The 15,617-nt window shown below is 71.5% G+C and carries 14 protein-coding genes and 1 pseudogene; 13 read left to right on the forward strand and 2 right to left on the reverse strand.

The features are described from left to right. The first annotated feature begins 50 nt into the window (after positions 1-50). The 13 genes and pseudogenes from pgsA (at position 51) to CCN35_RS01980 (ending at position 13,224) form a co-directional block, all read left to right on the forward strand. A pseudogene (pgsA, locus tag CCN35_RS01915) lies at positions 51-780 on the forward strand (phosphatidylinositol phosphate synthase). After that, positions 777-1,694: a phosphatidylinositol mannoside acyltransferase gene (locus tag CCN35_RS01920; protein WP_067399088.1), complete on the forward strand. Its 918-nt coding sequence runs from the start codon at positions 777-779 to the stop codon at positions 1,692-1,694. The pseudogene pgsA and the gene CCN35_RS01920 overlap by 4 nt, the downstream one beginning before the upstream one ends. After that, entirely contained in the window at positions 1,691-2,854 is a 1,164-nt protein-coding gene (locus CCN35_RS01925) for a glycosyltransferase family 4 protein (RefSeq protein ID WP_067399092.1), read from the forward strand. The genes CCN35_RS01920 and CCN35_RS01925 overlap by 4 nt, the downstream gene beginning before the upstream one ends. A gap of 45 nt (positions 2,855-2,899) precedes the next feature. Next, on the forward strand, positions 2,900-3,442 hold the full coding sequence (locus CCN35_RS01930; protein WP_067399095.1) for a LemA family protein: 543 nt from the start codon (positions 2,900-2,902) through the stop codon (positions 3,440-3,442). A 357-nt stretch (positions 3,443-3,799) separates the two neighbouring features. Next, positions 3,800-4,714 carry a pyridoxal 5'-phosphate synthase lyase subunit PdxS gene (gene pdxS / locus CCN35_RS01935; protein ID WP_067399099.1) on the forward strand — a complete coding sequence of 305 codons (915 nt, stop codon included), beginning with the start codon at positions 3,800-3,802 and terminating at the stop codon, positions 4,712-4,714. 6 nt (positions 4,715-4,720) lie between these two features. Continuing rightward, positions 4,721-5,332, forward strand: a complete 612-nt coding sequence (gene pdxT / locus CCN35_RS01940) for a pyridoxal 5'-phosphate synthase glutaminase subunit PdxT (protein ID WP_067399102.1) — start codon at positions 4,721-4,723, stop codon at positions 5,330-5,332. Between the two features lie 47 nt (positions 5,333-5,379). Beyond that, positions 5,380-6,132: a YebC/PmpR family DNA-binding transcriptional regulator gene (locus CCN35_RS01945; protein ID WP_067399105.1), complete on the forward strand. Its 753-nt coding sequence runs from the start codon at positions 5,380-5,382 to the stop codon at positions 6,130-6,132. Positions 6,133-6,259: 127 nt separating this feature from the next. Then, positions 6,260-6,808: a crossover junction endodeoxyribonuclease RuvC gene (gene ruvC / locus CCN35_RS01950; protein WP_067399163.1), complete on the forward strand. Its 549-nt coding sequence runs from the start codon at positions 6,260-6,262 to the stop codon at positions 6,806-6,808. Further along, positions 6,805-7,413: a Holliday junction branch migration protein RuvA gene (gene ruvA / locus CCN35_RS01955; RefSeq protein WP_067399109.1), complete on the forward strand. Its 609-nt coding sequence runs from the start codon at positions 6,805-6,807 to the stop codon at positions 7,411-7,413. The genes ruvC and ruvA overlap by 4 nt, the downstream gene beginning before the upstream one ends. A gap of 25 nt (positions 7,414-7,438) precedes the next feature. Further along, a complete protein-coding gene (gene ruvB, locus CCN35_RS01960) occupies positions 7,439-8,509 on the forward strand; it encodes a Holliday junction branch migration DNA helicase RuvB (protein WP_067399112.1) in 1,071 nt (356 codons plus the stop codon). Between the two features lie 162 nt (positions 8,510-8,671). Next, the gene (gene yajC / locus CCN35_RS01965) at positions 8,672-9,151 is read left to right on the forward strand and encodes a preprotein translocase subunit YajC (protein WP_067399116.1); all 480 of its coding nucleotides are present in this window, start codon (positions 8,672-8,674) and stop codon (positions 9,149-9,151) included. A gap of 716 nt (positions 9,152-9,867) precedes the next feature. Continuing rightward, positions 9,868-10,407, forward strand: a complete 540-nt coding sequence (locus CCN35_RS01975) for an adenine phosphoribosyltransferase (RefSeq protein WP_067399121.1) — start codon at positions 9,868-9,870, stop codon at positions 10,405-10,407. Between the two features lie 261 nt (positions 10,408-10,668). Then, positions 10,669-13,224 carry a RelA/SpoT family protein gene (locus CCN35_RS01980; protein ID WP_067399124.1) on the forward strand — a complete coding sequence of 852 codons (2,556 nt, stop codon included), beginning with the start codon at positions 10,669-10,671 and terminating at the stop codon, positions 13,222-13,224. A gap of 153 nt (positions 13,225-13,377) precedes the next feature. Here the strand turns inward: CCN35_RS01980 and CCN35_RS01985 are convergent, their stop codons facing one another. Together CCN35_RS01985 and CCN35_RS01990 are read right to left on the reverse strand one after the other, a co-directional pair. Beyond that, positions 13,378-14,607 (reverse strand): DUF349 domain-containing protein, encoded by a 1,230-nt coding sequence (locus CCN35_RS01985; RefSeq protein WP_067399127.1) that lies wholly within the window; start codon positions 14,605-14,607, stop codon positions 13,378-13,380. A gap of 137 nt (positions 14,608-14,744) precedes the next feature. Continuing rightward, complete coding sequence (locus CCN35_RS01990; RefSeq protein ID WP_086791332.1) at positions 14,745-15,569, reverse strand: peptidylprolyl isomerase; 825 nt, start codon at positions 15,567-15,569, stop codon at positions 14,745-14,747. Positions 15,570-15,617 lie beyond the last annotated feature (48 nt).

Consider the following 15,617-nt stretch of genomic DNA (forward strand, 5'->3'; position numbering starts at 1 on the left):
GGTCCCCGGGACGGGTGCCCGGCCTTCGCGCACGCGCGTGCCTGACTACGATGGGCCAGCCGGTGGCCAGCAGGGGCCGCCCGGCGAACACCGACCCTCGGGAAGGCCATGCTGAACAAGTACGCGCGTGCATTCTTCACGCGTGTCCTCACCCCGTTCGCCGCGTTCCTCATCCGCCGGGGCGTGAGTCCCGACACGGTCACACTGATCGGGACGGCCGGGGTGGTCGCGGGCGCGCTGGTCTTCTACCCCAGGGGCGAGTTCTTCTGGGGCACGGTCGTGATCACGCTGTTCGTGTTCTCCGACCTCGTCGACGGCAACATGGCCCGTCAGCTGGGCCGCTCCAGCCGCTGGGGCGCCTTCCTGGACTCCACGCTCGACCGGGTCGCCGACGGGGCGATCTTCGGCGGGTTCGCCCTGTGGTACGCGGGGCGCGGCGACGACACCGTGCTGTGCGCGGTGGCGATCTTCTGCCTGGCCAGCGGCCAGGTCGTGTCGTACACCAAGGCCCGGGGCGAGTCGATCGGTCTGCCCGTCGCCGTCAACGGACTGGTCGAGCGGGCCGAACGGCTGGTGCTCTCGCTGGTCGCGGCCGGATTCGCGGGCCTGCACAAGTTCGGTGTGCCGGGCATCCAGCACCTGCTGCCGGTCGCCCTGTGGATCGTCGCCGTCGGCAGCCTGGTCACGCTGATCCAGCGGGTCGTCACCGTCCGCCGCGAGTCGGCCGAGGCGGAGGCCGCCGAGGGCCGGCCGGAGCAGGGAAGCGGGGCGGCGAAGTGAACCTCCGGGACCGGCTCACCGACGGGCTGTACGGCCTGGGCTGGAGCACCGTCAAGAAGCTGCCCGAACCGGTCGCCGTCCAGCTGGGCCGCACCATCGCCGACCTCGCCTTCCGGCAGGACGGCAGGGGGGTGAGGCAGCTGGCGCGCAACTACGCGCGCGTGGTGCCCGACGCGACCCCCGAGCGCCTGGCCGAGCTCACACGCGCGGGCATGCGCTCCTACCTGCGCTACTGGATGGAGTCGTTCCGGCTGCCGGCCTGGAGCGCCGAGCGGATCAAGGCCGGTTTCGAGCCCAAGGGCCTGCACCATCTCACCGACGGCCTCGAGGCCGGCAAGGGCGTCGTCCTCGCCCTGCCCCACCTGGCCAACTGGGACCTGGCCGGCGCCTGGGTCACCACCGCGCTGGGCATTCCGTTCACGACCGTCGCCGAGCGCCTGAAGCCGGAGACGCTCTACGACCGGTTCGTCGCCTACCGCGAGGGCCTGGGCATGGAGGTCCTGCCGCACAGCGGCGGCTCCGCGTTCGGCACGCTGGCCCGGCGGCTGCGCGACGGCGGGCTGGTCTGCCTGGTCGCCGACCGCGACCTGTCCGCCTCCGGGCTGGAGGTGGAGTTCTTCGGCGAGGCGGCCCGGATGCCCGCCGGGCCCGCCCTGCTCGCCCTGCAGACGGGCGCCCGGCTGCTGCCCGCCACGCTCTGGTACGACGACTCGCCCGTCATGCGGGGCTGCGTCCATCCCCCGATCGAGGTGCCCGCGACAGGTACCCGGGCCGAGAAGGCGTCCGTCATGACACAGGCGCTGGCCGATGCCTTCGCCACGGGAATCGCCGAGCATCCGGAGGACTGGCACATGCTGCAACGCTTGTGGCTCGCCGACCTGGAACCCGGCCGGAGGGACGGGGAGCGCACGTGAGAATCGGCCTCGTCTGCCCCTACTCCTGGGACGTGCCGGGCGGCGTCCAGTTCCACATCCGCGACCTGGCCGAGTACTTCATCGGCCTGGGCCACGAGGTGTCCGTGCTCGCCCCCGCCGACGACGACACCCCGCTGCCGCCCTACGTCGTCTCGGCCGGCCGCGCGGTCCCGGTGCCGTACAACGGTTCGGTGGCCCGGCTCAACTTCGGCTTCCTGTCGGCGGCCCGGGTGCGGCGCTGGCTCCACGAGGGCCGCTTCGACGTGATCCACATCCATGAGCCGACCTCGCCGTCCCTGGGGCTGCTGGCCTGCTGGGCGGCCCAGGGCCCGATCGTCGCCACCTTCCACACCTCGAACCCCCGGTCGAGGGCGATGATCGCCGCGTACTCGATCCTCCAGGCCGCCCTGGAGAAGATCAGCGCCCGGATCGCGGTCAGCGAGTACGCCCGGCGCACCCTCGTCGAACACCTCGGCGGGGACGCGGTGGTCATCCCCAACGGCGTCGACGTCGACTTCTTCGCCCGGGCCGAGCCCCGGCCCGAGTGGCAGGGGAACACGATCGGCTTCATCGGCCGCATCGACGAGCCCCGCAAGGGCCTGCCCGTGCTGATGAAGGCCCTGCCGGCGATCCTCGCCGCCCGCCCGGACACCCGGCTGCTGGTCGCCGGCCGCGGCGACGAGAAGGAGGCGGTGGAGGGCCTGCCCGGGGAACTGCGCTCGCGCGTCGAGTTCCTGGGCATGATCAGCGACGAGGACAAGGCCCGCTTCCTGCGCAGCATCGACCTGTACATCGCCCCCAACACCGGCGGCGAGTCCTTCGGCATCATCCTGGTCGAGGCCATGTCCGCCGGCGCCCCGGTCCTCGCCTCCGACCTCGACGCCTTCGCCCAGGTCCTCGACCAGGGAAAGGCCGGCGAGCTCTTCGCCAACGAGGACGCGGACGCCCTGGCGGAGGCGGCCGTACGCCTGCTGTCCGACCCCGCCCGCCGCGCCGAGCTGAGGGAACGCGGCAGCTCCCACGTCCGCCGCTACGACTGGTCGACGGTCGGCGCCGACATCCTGTCCGTGTACGAGACGGTGACGGCGGGCGCGGCGGCGGTGGCGGCCGACGAGCGGACGACGGGGCTGCGGGCACGGCTGGGACTGGCACGGGACTGACGCCCGGGGCATACGAGGCCGCCCGGGCCGATAGCCTTGCCGCCTGTGACCGAAACCCTCGTCTGGATCCTTGTCGCACTGATCGCCGTCGGCCTGTACCTGAGCTGGACGGCGGGGCGGCTGGACCGGCTGCACGCCCGTATCGACGCCGCCCGTGCCGCACTCGACGCCCAGCTGCTGCGCCGTGCCTCCGTGGCCCAGGAGCTGGCCACCTCCGGGGTGCTCGACCCGGCCGCCTCGATCGTGCTCTACGAGGCCGCACACGCCGCCCGGCAGGCCGAGGAGGACCAGCGGGAGGTCGCCGAGAGCGAGCTGAGCCAGGCCCTGCGGGCCGTGTTCGCCGACGTGCAGCAGCTGGAGGCGGTCCGCGAGGCCCCCGGAGGGGAGGAGGCGGTCCGCGAGCTGGCCGAGGCCGTGCGCAGGGTGCCGATGGCCCGCCGGTTCCACAACGACGCCGTCGGCGCCGCCCGCAGACTCCGCGAGCACCGCAAGGTCCGCTGGTTCCGCCTGGCCGGCCACGCCCCCTTCCCCATGGCCTTCGAAATGGACGACGAACCCCCGGCGGTGCTGCTGGACCGGCCGGCCTAGGAGATCCCGCGCCCGCGCTTCCGCAGGGCTGCGCTCCCGCGCTCCCGCGGCCGCCGCCCGCGGCACGGCACACCGGGGGAGCGGCGGCCCCCGGAAGGGCCCCGGGCCCGGAAGGTTCCGGGAGCCCAAGGGGGCTCGGCGGAGAGCCGGAGAGGCCGAAGAGGACCGGGGAGGAACCACGGGGACCAGGCCGAACCGCCCGGGGGACCGAGGGATCGGAGGGGGAATCCGGGAAACGGCGGCGGAACGGAAGGAAAAAGGATCCACCGGGTTTCCATTGGCCCTTGTCGTGGACTGCTTCGCTCACGTTTCCTCTGCGGTGCACCAGATCCTCTTTTCCCCAGAGTGAGGTCACCCGTGTCCACCACGATTTCCGACTCCGCCCAGACCCCTGAGACCGGCACCGCGCGGGTGAAGCGCGGCATGGCCGAGCAGCTCAAGGGCGGCGTGATCATGGATGTCGTCACACCGGAGCAGGCGAAGATCGCCGAGGACGCGGGCGCCGTCGCCGTCATGGCCCTGGAGCGGGTCCCGGCCGACATCCGCAAGGACGGCGGAGTGGCCCGCATGTCCGACCCGGACATGATCGAGAGCATCATGGACGCCGTCTCCATCCCGGTCATGGCCAAGGCCCGCATCGGTCACTTCGTCGAGGCCCAGGTCCTGCAGGCCATCGGCGTCGACTACATCGACGAGTCCGAGGTCCTCACCCCGGCCGACGAGGTCAACCACTGCGACAAGTGGGCCTTCACCACGCCCTTCGTCTGCGGCGCCACCAACCTGGGCGAGGCCCTGCGCCGCATCGCCGAGGGCGCGGCCATGATCCGCTCCAAGGGCGAGGCCGGCACCGGCAACGTCGTCGAGGCCGTCCGCCACCTGCGCCAGATCAAGAACGACATCGCCCGTCTGCGCGGTCTGGACCACCACGAGCTGTACGCCGCCGCCAAGGAGCTGCGCGCCCCCTACGAGCTGGTCAAGGAGGTCGCCGAGCTGGGCAGGCTGCCGGTGGTGCTGTTCTCCGCCGGCGGTGTGGCCACCCCGGCCGACGCCGCGCTGATGCGTCAGCTCGGCGCCGAGGGCGTCTTCGTCGGCTCCGGCATCTTCAAGTCCGGCGACCCGGCCAAGCGAGCCGCCGCCATCGTGAAGGCCACCACCTTCTACGACGACCCGAAGGTCGTCGCGGAGGTCTCCCGCAACCTCGGCGAGGCCATGGTCGGCATCAACTGCGACACCCTCCCCGAGACCGAGCGCTACGCCAACCGCGGCTGGTAGGAGTCCATGACCGACGAAGCCCCTGTCATCGGTGTCCTGGCCCTCCAGGGCGACGTACGGGAGCACCTCACCGCCCTGGCCGCGGCCGGCGCCGCGGCCAGGCCGGTGCGGCGTCCCGAGGAACTCGCCGCGGTCGACGGCCTGGTCCTTCCCGGCGGAGAGTCCACCACCATCTCCAAGCTGGCCGTTCTCTTCGGCGTGATGGAGCCGCTCCGCGCCCGGGTGCGCGCCGGCATGCCCGTCTACGGCACCTGCGCCGGCCTGATCATGCTCGCCGAGAAGATCCTCGACCCGCGCGCGGGCCAGGAGACCGTCGGCGGCATCGACATGATCGTGCGCCGCAACGCCTTCGGACGGCAGAACGAGTCCTTCGAGGCGGCCGTCGAGGTCAAGGGCCTCGACGGCGGCCCGGTGGAGGGCGTCTTCATCCGCGCCCCCTGGGTCGAGTCCGTCGGCGCGGGAGTCGAGGTGCTCGCCGAGTACGACGGCCACGTCGTCGCGGTCCGTCAGGGCAATGCGCTGGCCACGTCGTTCCACCCGGAACTGACCGGCGACCACCGGGTGCACGCCCTGTTCGCCGACATGGTGCGCACAAGCCGGGCACCGGAGTCCTTGTAGGATTCCTGCGTTCGTACGAAGACGGGTTACGCGAAGGAGACAGGCAGATGGCCGGCCACTCCAAATGGGCCACGACGAAGCACAAGAAGGCCGTCCTCGATGCCAAGCGCGGCAAACTCTTCGCGAAGCTGATCAAGAACATTGAAGTCGCGGCCAGGCTGGGCGGTGCCGATCCTGACGGCAATCCGACGCTGTACGACGCCATTCAGAAGGCCAGGAAACAGTCGGTCCCGAACAAGAACATCGAATCCGCGGTCAAGCGCGGCGCGGGCCTGGAGGCCGGCGGTGCCGACTACGAGACGATCATGTACGAGGGCTACGGCCCGAACGGCGTCGCGATGCTCATCGAGTGCCTCACCGACAACCGCAACCGCGCCGCCTCCGACGTGCGTGTCGCCATGACCCGCAACGGGGGCTCCATGGCCGACCCGGGCTCGGTGTCGTACCTGTTCAACCGCAAGGGCGTCGTGATCGTCCCCAAGAACGGGCTGACCGAGGACGACATCCTGGCCGCCGTCCTGGACGCGGGCGCCGAGGAGGTCAACGACCTCGGTGAGAGCTTCGAGGTGATCAGCGAGGCCGGCGACCTGGTCGCGGTCCGCACCGCCCTGCAGGACGCCGGCATCGACTACGACTCCGCCGAGGCCAACTTCGTCCCGACCATGCAGGTCCAGCTGGACGAGGAGGGCGCCAGGAAGATCTTCAAGCTGATCGACGCGCTCGAGGACAGCGACGACGTGCAGAACGTCTTCGCCAACTTCGACGTCAGCGACGAGATCATGGAGAAGGTCAGCGCGTGACGCCATCGCGGGCGTCGCGGGACCTCGACGGGCCGGCGGGACACTCCCGCCGGCCCGTCCCTTTGCGGCCGTTGTCGGCGGCACCCGATAGCCTGCACGAACAGGCGATCGTCGGGAGGGGATGCGCGTGCGCGTACTGGGGGTGGACCCCGGGCTGACCCGTTGCGGTGTGGGCGTCGTCGAGGGCACCGCGGGCCGGCCGCTGACCATGCTCGGCGTCGGCGTCGTCCGCACCCCCGTGGACGCCGACCTGAGCCACCGCCTCCTCGCCGTCGAGCAGGGCATCGAACGGTGGCTGGACGAGCACCGACCCGACTGCGTCGCCGTGGAACGCGTCTTCAGCCAGCACAATGTGCGCACCGTCATGGGCACCGCCCAGGCCAGTGCCGTGGCCATGCTCTGCGCGGCCCGCCGCGGCATCCCCGTGGCCCTGCACACCCCCAGCGAGGTCAAGGCCGCCGTCACCGGCAGCGGCAGCGCCGGCAAGGCGCAGGTCGGCGCCATGGTCACCCGGCTGCTGCGGCTCGAGGCACCGCCGAAGCCGGCCGACGCCGCCGACGCCCTCGCCCTCGCCATCTGCCACATCTGGCGCGCCCCCGCGCAGAACCGGCTCCAGCAGGCCGTCGCCCTGCACATGGCCGCAGCACCGACGATCACGAAAGGCCGTACGTCATGATCGCCTTCGTCAGCGGCACCGTCGCCGCACTCGCCCCCGACGCCGCGGTGGTCGAGGTCGGCGGCGTCGGCATGGCCGTGCAGTGCACCCCGAACACGCTGTCCACGCTCCGCGTCGGCCAGCCGGTCAGACTCGCCACCTCCCTCGTCGTGCGGGAGGACTCGCTGACCCTGTACGGCTTCGCGGACGACGACGAGCGCCAGGTCTTCGAGCTGCTGCAGACCGCCAGCGGGGTCGGACCGCGCCTCGCCCAGGCGATGCTGGCCGTGCACACCCCCGACGCCCTGCGCCGGGCCATCGCGGGCGGCGACGAGAAGGCCCTCACCGCCGTCCCCGGCATCGGCAAGAAGGGCGCCCAGAAGCTCCTGCTGGAACTCAAGGACCGGCTCGGCGAACCGGTCGGCGCCCCCGCGGCCGGCGCCTCCCCGGCCGCCCAGGGCTGGCGCGACCAGCTGCACGCCGCCCTGGTCGGTCTCGGATACACCGCCCGGGAGGCCGACGAGGCGGTCGCCGCCGTGGCACCGCAGGCCGAGGCCGCCGGGGGCACCCCCCAGGTGGGCCGGCTGCTGAAGGCGGCCCTGCAGACCCTGAACCGAGCCCGCTGACCCACCACTTCCCGAGGCACATCACATGAACTGGGACGACACGACCGGCACCCCCGCCGCCGAGCGGATCGTCGGCGCGTCCGCCGACCGCGAGGACCAGGCCGTCGAGGCCGCCCTGCGCCCCAAGAACCTGAGCGAGTTCATCGGCCAGGAAAGGGTCCGCGAACAGCTCGACCTCGTCCTGCGCGCCGCACGCGCACGCGGGGCCACCGCCGACCACGTCCTGCTCTCCGGAGCCCCCGGCCTCGGCAAGACCACCCTGTCCATGATCATCGCGGCCGAGATGGGCGCCCCCATCCGCATCACCTCCGGCCCCGCCATCCAGCACGCCGGCGACCTCGCGGCGATCCTCTCCTCCCTCCAGGAGGGAGAGGTCCTCTTCCTCGACGAGATCCACCGCATGTCGCGGCCCGCCGAGGAGATGCTCTACATGGCCATGGAGGACTTCCGCGTCGACGTCGTCGTCGGCAAGGGCCCGGGCGCCACCGCCATCCCGCTCGAGCTGCCCCCGTTCACCCTGGTCGGCGCCACCACCCGCGCGGGCCTGCTGCCGCCCCCGCTGCGCGACCGCTTCGGCTTCACCGCGCACATGGAGTTCTACGAGCCCGCCGAGCTGGAGCGCGTCGTGCACCGCTCGGCACGTCTGCTCGACGTCGAGATCGACGCCGAGGGCGCCGCCGAGATCGCCGGCCGCTCCCGGGGCACTCCGCGCATCGCCAACCGCCTGCTGCGCCGCGTCCGGGACTATGCGCAGGTCAAGGCGGACGGGGTCATCACACGGGAGATCGCCGCGGCGGCCCTCGCCGTCTACGAGGTCGACGCCCGCGGCCTGGACCGGCTCGACCGGGCCGTTCTCGAGGCCCTGCTGAAGCTGTTCGGCGGCGGCCCCGTGGGTCTGTCGACGCTCGCGGTCGCCGTGGGGGAGGAGCGCGAGACCGTGGAGGAGGTCGCCGAGCCCTTCCTCGTCCGTGAGGGCCTGCTCGCCCGCACCCCGCGCGGCCGGGTCGCCACTCCCGCGGCCTGGGCCCATCTCGGCCTGACCCCGCCCGGCTCGCCGGCCGCGGGAGCCGGGCAGCAGGGCCTGTTCGGGACGTGAGAGCGACGGCATTGGCCCCAGGAGGAACCCAGGTGTCATGCTGAGCGTTGTTCCTTGCGTGCGGACTCGCCTAGACTCCGCCGGTGCCGCCTTGTCGGCAGTCCAGATCCCCCCATCCATCAGGCCGCTCTCCACGCGGTCGTGCGAAGGAAGTTCCGACCCGTGAGTCTCGTGACCCTCTTCCCGTTCATCGTGCTCATTGGGGCCATGTTCCTGATGACCCGGTCGGCCAAGAAGAAGCAGCAGCAGGCCGAGGAAATGCGGAACCGGATGCAGCCCGGCAATGGTGTCCGCACCATCGGGGGCATGTACGCGACGGTCAAGGAGGTCAACGAAGACACGGTCCTCCTTGACGCCGGCCCCGGTGTGGAGCTGCTCTTCGCCAAGAACGCGATCGGTGCCGTCCTCTCCGACGACGAGTACAACCGCATCGTCCACGGCATCGAGCACGACCTGCAGTCCGAGGTCGACGTCGTCCCCGACGACGCCTCCTCCCTCACCGGGGGCGAGGAGCCCGCCGGTGCCTCCGAGGACAAGCCCGTCGACCTCGGCAAGAAGGACGCGGACGGCGAGCCGGCCGACGGCGCCGCCGAGAAGAAGGCCGAGGAAGCGCCGAGGAAGACCGACGGCGACGCGAAGTAGTCACCACCCGGGGCGTGCGGTCATGTCCGTGCGCCCCGGGACGTGTCCGCTTCGCGAGAGGACCCGGTCCCGCGCACGGCCGCCGTGCCCCGCCCGGCGCGGGACAGCCCGGAAGAAAGCGGCGGGAGGACGGCGGGAAAGCGGCGGAAAGCGGCGGGAAGAACGAGAAGAAGGACGAGAAAAGGCGGGAAGAAGAGGGGCAGCGGCCCCGAACGGACGCCCGTCGGGCGTCCGCGGCGGGCCCCGGTGCTCCCCGGCTCTCGTTCCGACTGCCCCGCGATGCTCACCGAGGACGTGTCCGCGATGTCCCCCAGGGGGCGTGTCCGCCACCGGGTGCATGTCTTCATGCCCGGTCCTCGCCGTGGACGCCACCGGCGCCGCCGCTTCCCCCGCTCCCCGGCCTCCCCGGCTGCCGGGGGCCGGCGGGGCCGGGCGGTCACCGGCGTCCCGGTCACGGACGCCGTCCCGGCTCCCTCCCCGGGCGGCGGCACCGGCAGCGGGCCCGGGAAGCGGTACGCCGTGCCGGACCGCGGCAAGCGGGCCGTGCGCGTCATCGCCGGCAGGAAGCGCGTGCCGCCCGCCGGGGCGGCCGTCGCCTGCGGCCGGAACGCGCGGGGCCCCTGGCAGAAACACCTGCCCGGACCCGCCGCGGCGGATCCGGGCCACCAGCCCGTCTCCCGCGGCCGGGGCCGCGGCCGACTCTCAGGAAGACGTCGATGACCGACATCCAGGAACTGCTGCTCAGCCACATCCGTGACGTGGCCGACTACCCGGAGCCGGGAGTGATGTTCAAGGACATCACCCCGCTCCTGGCGGACCCCGCCGCGTTCGCCGCGCTCACCGATGCGCTGGCGGAGGTGGGCACCCGCGAGGGGGCGACGAAGGTCGTCGGCCTGGAGGCCCGCGGCTTCATCCTCGGCGCCCCGGTCGCCCTCCGGGCGGGCCTCGGCTTCATCCCCATGCGCAAGGCGGGCAAGCTCCCCGGAGCGACGCTCAGCCAGGCGTACGAACTGGAGTACGGTTCGGCGAAGATCGAGGTGCACGCGGAGGACCTGAGCGCCGACGACCGGGTCCTGGTCGTCGACGACGTCCTCGCCACGGGAGGCACCGCCGAGGCCTCCGTCCAGCTCGTCCGCCGGGCCGGCGCGGAGGTCGCCGGGGTGGCGGTCCTGATGGAACTGAGCTTCCTCGGCGGACGCGAGCGACTGGAGAGGATCCTCGCCGGGGCGCCGCTGGAGGCCATGCTCCGCGTCTGAGCATCCGGCGCCCGTCCCGGACCCGGGGACGGACCGGGGCGGGGGCGGAGGGACGCCGTCGTCCCGCACGAGCTCCCGCAGGGGCGGGCAACCCCGCAGGATCCCGCAAAGACGGACACAGAGGAATCATGTGTCCGTCTTGTGCGTTTTCTGGGTATACGGCCCTTGTTTCGGGCTGGAGGCGATCCCGGGGCCGGGATCGCTACCATGGGGTCTTCCGGAGCCTGACCGGGGGACCCGGATCGCGTACGAGGAGCCCTCTTGCCAGACGAGGCCCAGCCACTGACCGCCGCCAAGCCCGAGTCCGCCTCGGCGCCCGCGGCGAAGCCCGCGCCGCACGCGAAGAACGACACCCGCGGGCCGGCCGAGCGCGCCCAGTCCGCCTCCGCCGGCACGCCGGCCCAGCCCGCGCGTTCCCAGCCGGCCCCGCCCGAACGTTCCGCCCAGCCCCCGGCCGTACGGTCCTCCGCCGGCCAGACGGGCCGCTCCGGCTCCTCCAACCGTGTCCGCGCCCGCCTGGCCCGCCTCGGTGTGCAGCGGGCCAACCCCTACAACCCGGTCCTGGAGCCGCTGCTGCGGATAGTGCGCAGCAACGATCCGAAGATCGAGAACTCGACGCTGCGTCAGATCGAGCGCGCCTACCAGGTGGCCGAGCGCTGGCACCGCGGACAGAAGCGCAAGAGCGGCGACCCGTACATCACCCACCCTCTGGCCGTCACCACCATCCTGGCCGAGCTGGGCATGGACCCGGCCACCCTGATGGCCGGCCTGCTGCACGACACCGTCGAGGACACCGAGTACGGCCTGGAGCAGCTGCGCCGCGACTTCGGCGACACCGTCGCCCTGCTCGTCGACGGCGTCACCAAGCTGGACAAGGTCAAGTTCGGCGAGGCCGCACAGGCCGAGACCGTGCGCAAGATGGTCGTCGCCATGGCCAAGGACCCCCGTGTCCTGGTCATCAAGCTCGCCGACCGCCTGCACAACATGCGCACCATGCGCTACCTCAAGCGGGAGAAGCAGGAGCGCAAGGCCCGCGAGACCCTCGAGATCTACGCGCCGCTCGCCCACCGCCTGGGCATGAACACCATCAAGTGGGAGCTGGAGGACCTCGCCTTCGCGATCCTCTACCCCAAGATGTACGACGAGATCGTCCGCCTGGTGGCCGAACGCGCCCCCAAGCGCGACGAGTACCTCGCGCGCGTCATCGACGAGGTCCAGGCCGATCTGCGCGCCGCCCGCATCAAGGCGACCGTCACCGGCCGCCCGAAGCACTACTACAGCGTCTACCAGAAGATGATCGTCCGCGGCCGTGACTTCGCGGAGATCTACGACCTCGTGGGCATCCGTGTCCTGGTCGACACGGTCCGCGACTGCTATGCCGCCCTCGGCACCGTGCATGCGCGATGGAACCCGGTCCCCGGCCGGTTCAAGGACTACATCGCGATGCCCAAGTTCAACATGTACCAGTCGCTGCACACGACGGTCATCGGCCCCAACGGCAAGCCGGTCGAACTGCAGATCCGCACGTTCGACATGCACCGCCGCGCCGAGTACGGCATCGCCGCGCACTGGAAGTACAAGCAGGACGCGGTCGCCGGCGCCTCCAAGGTCCGCACCGACGCGCCGAAGCCCATCGGCAAGTCCGGCAGGTCGGGCAAGTCGGGCAAGGATCTGGCCGCCGTCAACGACATGGCGTGGCTGCGGCAGCTGCTGGACTGGCAGAAGGAGACGGAGGACCCCAGCGAGTTCCTGGAGTCGCTGCGCTTCGACCTCTCCCGCAACGAGGTCTTCGTCTTCACTCCCAAGGGCGATGTCATCGCGCTTCCGGCCGGTGCCACCCCGGTGGACTTCGCATACGCCGTCCACACCGAGGTCGGCCATCGCACCATAGGAGCGCGGGTCAACGGCCGTCTCGTGCCGCTGGAGTCCACCCTGGACAACGGCGACCTGGTGGAGATCTTCACCTCCAAGGCGGCCGGCGCGGGCCCCTCCCGGGACTGGCTCGGCTTCGTCAAGTCGCCGCGCGCCCGCAACAAGATCCGCGCCTGGTTCTCCAAGGAGCGCCGCGACGAGGCGATCGAGCAGGGCAAGGAAGCCATCGTCCGCGCGATGCGCAAGCAGAACCTGCCGATCCAGCGCATCCTGACCGGCGACTCGCTCGTCACCATCGCGCACGAGATGCGCTACTCGGACATCTCCGCGCTGTACGCGGCGATCGGCGAGGGCCATGTCTCCGCGCAGAACATCGTGCAGAAACTCGTCCAGGCGCTCGGCGGCGAGGAGGCGGCCACCGAGGAGATCGGCGAGAGCGTGCCGCCCTCGCGCGGACGCGGCCGCAAGCGGCGCTCCAGCGCCGACCCGGGCGTGGTCGTCAAGGGCGCCGAGGACGTGTGGGTCAAGCTGGCCCGCTGCTGCACGCCCGTGCCGGGCGACCCGATCATCGGCTTCGTCACCCGGGGCAATGGCGTATCGGTTCACCGCACCGACTGCGTCAACGTGGAGTCGCTGTCCCGCGAGCCGGAGCGCATCCTCGAGGTCGAGTGGGCGCCCACCCAGTCCTCGGTCTTCCTGGTCGCCATCCAGGTGGAGGCGCTGGACCGCTCCCGGCTGCTGTCGGACGTCACCCGTGTCCTGTCCGACCAGCACGTCAACATCCTCTCCGCGGCCGTCCAGACCTCCCGCGACCGGGTCGCCACCTCCCGTTTCACCTTCGAGATGGGCGACCCCAAGCACCTGGGCCACGTCCTGAAGGCCGTACGGAGCGTGGAGGGCGTCTACGACGTCTACCGGGTCACCTCGGCCCGCAACCGGTCGTAGAGCGCCTTCCCGCGCCGCGGAGCCGGGGCTTGCGCGGCGCACCCGCCGCATGAGCCGGTCCGGGCCGCAGGGCTCGCCGGAACGAACGGCCGAGGGCTCCCGTACACGCCGTACGGGAGCCCTCGGCTCATGACGGGGAAGAAGGGGCCGGCGTCAGCCGCCGAACTCCCGCAGGCCCTTCAGCGCCTGGTCCAGGAGCGCCTGACGGCCCTCCAGCTCCTTCTCGAGCTTCCCGGCCTTGGCCGTGTTGCCCTGGGCACGGGCCTGCTCGATCTGGCCCTTCAGCTTGTCCACGGCGGCCTGCAGCTGATCGGCCAGATCCGCGGCACGCGCGCGGGCCTCCGGGTTCGTCCGGCGCCACTCGGCCTCCTCGGCCTCCTGGATGGCCCGCTCCACGGCGTGCAGCCGGCCCTCGATCCGCGCACGCGCCTCCCGCGGCACATGACCGATGGCCTCCCAGCGCTCGTTGATCGAGCGGAAGGCGGCCCGGGCGGCCTTCAGATCCGTGATCGGCAGCAGCTTCTCGGCCTCCTCGGCCAGCTCCTCCTTCAGCTTCAGGTTCTCCGCCTGCTCGGCGTCCCGCTCGGCGAACACCGCGCTGCGGGCGGCGAAGAAGACGTCCTGGGCGCCGCGGAAACGGTTCCACAGGTCTTCCTCGTGCTCACGCTGAGCGCGGCCCGCGGCCTTCCACTCCGCCATCAGCTCGCGGTAGCGGGCCGCGGTCGGACCCCAGTCGGTCGAGTCCGACAGGGCCTCGGCCTCGGCGACCAGCCGCTCCTTGATCCTGCGCGCCTCCTCGCGCTGCGCGTCCAACTGCGCGAAGTGCGCCTTGCGCCGCTTGGAGAACGCCGACCGTGCATGCGAGAAGCGGTGCCACAGCTCGTCGTCGGACCTGCGGTCCAGACGCGGCAGCCCTTTCCAGGTCTCCACCAGCGCGCGCAGCCGTTCACCGGCCGCCCGCCACTGGTCGGACTGGGCCAGCTCCTCGGCCTCGGCGACCAGAGCCTCCTTGGCCCGCCGGGCCTCCTCCGCCTGCCGGGCGCGTTGGGCCCGGCGCTCCTCACGGCGGGCCTCGACCATCCCGACCAGGTTGTCCAGGCGGACGCGGAGCGCGTCCAGGTCGCCGACCGCATGGTGCGCATCGACCTGCTCGCGCAGATGGTCGATGGAGGCCAGGGCGTCCTTCGCCGACAGGTCAGTGGTTTGTACACGCTTCTCGAGGAGGCCGATCTCGACAACCAGGCCCTCGTACTTGCGCTTGAAATAGGCCAGCGCCTCCTCGGGGGAGCCGGCCTGCCAGGAACCGACGACCTTCTCGCCGTCGGCCGTACGCACGTACACGGTCCCCGTCTCGTCGACGCGGCCCCACGGGTCGCTGCTCACAGCGCCTCCTCCACATGATGCCTGCGGAGGGCCTCGAAGCTCCCCCGGGCATCGTCCACAGTTTCGTCACCGCCAACATAGGCGACCGGCGGGCGGCCTGTCCGCATCCAGCGCGACCGAAATTTCGCAGTTGACGGTCAGGATTTGGTGACCGTGGCCTTGTTGATCACGACGGTGGCGTTCGGGGCCCCGTCACCGGCCCCCGAGCTCTCGCCGGCGTCCGCGATCTTCTTCAGCACCTTCATCCCCTCCTCGGAGACGGTGCCGAACGGCGTGTAGCTGGGCGGCAGCTGACTGTCCTGGTACACCAGGAAGAACTGGCTGCCCCCGGTGTTCGGCTGCGACCGGTTCGCCATCGCCACCGTGCCCGCCGGGTAGATGTTGTCCTTCAGGCTCTTGTCCTTGAGATTCTCGTCGGGAATCGTGTACCCGGGACCGCCGCTGCCCGTGCCTGTCGGGTCGCCGCACTGCAGGACGTAGATGCCGGCGGTGGTGAGCCGGTGGCACTTGGTGTGGTCGAAGAAGCCCTTTTCGGCCAAAAAGTTGAAGGAGTTCACGGTGTGCGGCGCCGCGGACGCCTTCAGCGCGATGTCTATCTCGCCGCACGTGGTGTCGAGCTTCATCGTGTACCGCGCCGACGTGTCGATCGTCATCGCCGGCTCCTTCTTCCAGCTCAGCTTCTCCACCGAACCGGGCGCGGGCTTCTCGCACGGATCCGGCGCCTTGCTGGTGGGCGGGGCGCTGGGAGAGGCCTCGGCGCTCGCGTTGGCCTGGTCGTCCTTGTCGTTCTTCAGGACCCCGGTCGTGTACAGGGCGACACTGCCGATCACGACCACGCCGAGCACCGACGCGATCACGGAGTTGCGCACGCGCGCCCTGCGCCGTGCGGCGGCGCGCCGCTGCTGCTGCCGCAAGAACTTCTCCCGGGCGAGCTGACGCCGCCGCTGCTCCTGGCTGACCACCGGGTTCTCTCCTCAAACGTCTCGTGTGTCGACCGGTATGCATGCGTC

It is taken from the genome of Streptomyces thermovulgaris (assembly GCF_002155915.1).
Lineage (GTDB): Bacteria > Actinomycetota > Actinomycetes > Streptomycetales > Streptomycetaceae > Streptomyces > Streptomyces thermovulgaris.

Bases quoted from the DNA above. Each gene is read 5' to 3' on its own strand.
- pdxT (WP_067399102.1), top strand. From the start codon at position 4,721: ATGACCGACGAAGCCCCTGTCATCGGTGTCCTGGCCCTCCAGGGCGAC.
- CCN35_RS01945 (WP_067399105.1), top strand. From the start codon at position 5,380: ATGGCCGGCCACTCCAAATGGGCCACGACGAAGCACAAGAAGGCCGTC.
- ruvA (WP_067399109.1), top strand. From the start codon at position 6,805: ATGATCGCCTTCGTCAGCGGCACCGTCGCCGCACTCGCCCCCGACGCC.
- ruvB (WP_067399112.1), top strand. From the start codon at position 7,439: ATGAACTGGGACGACACGACCGGCACCCCCGCCGCCGAGCGGATCGTC.
- CCN35_RS01975 (WP_067399121.1), top strand. From the start codon at position 9,868: ATGACCGACATCCAGGAACTGCTGCTCAGCCACATCCGTGACGTGGCC.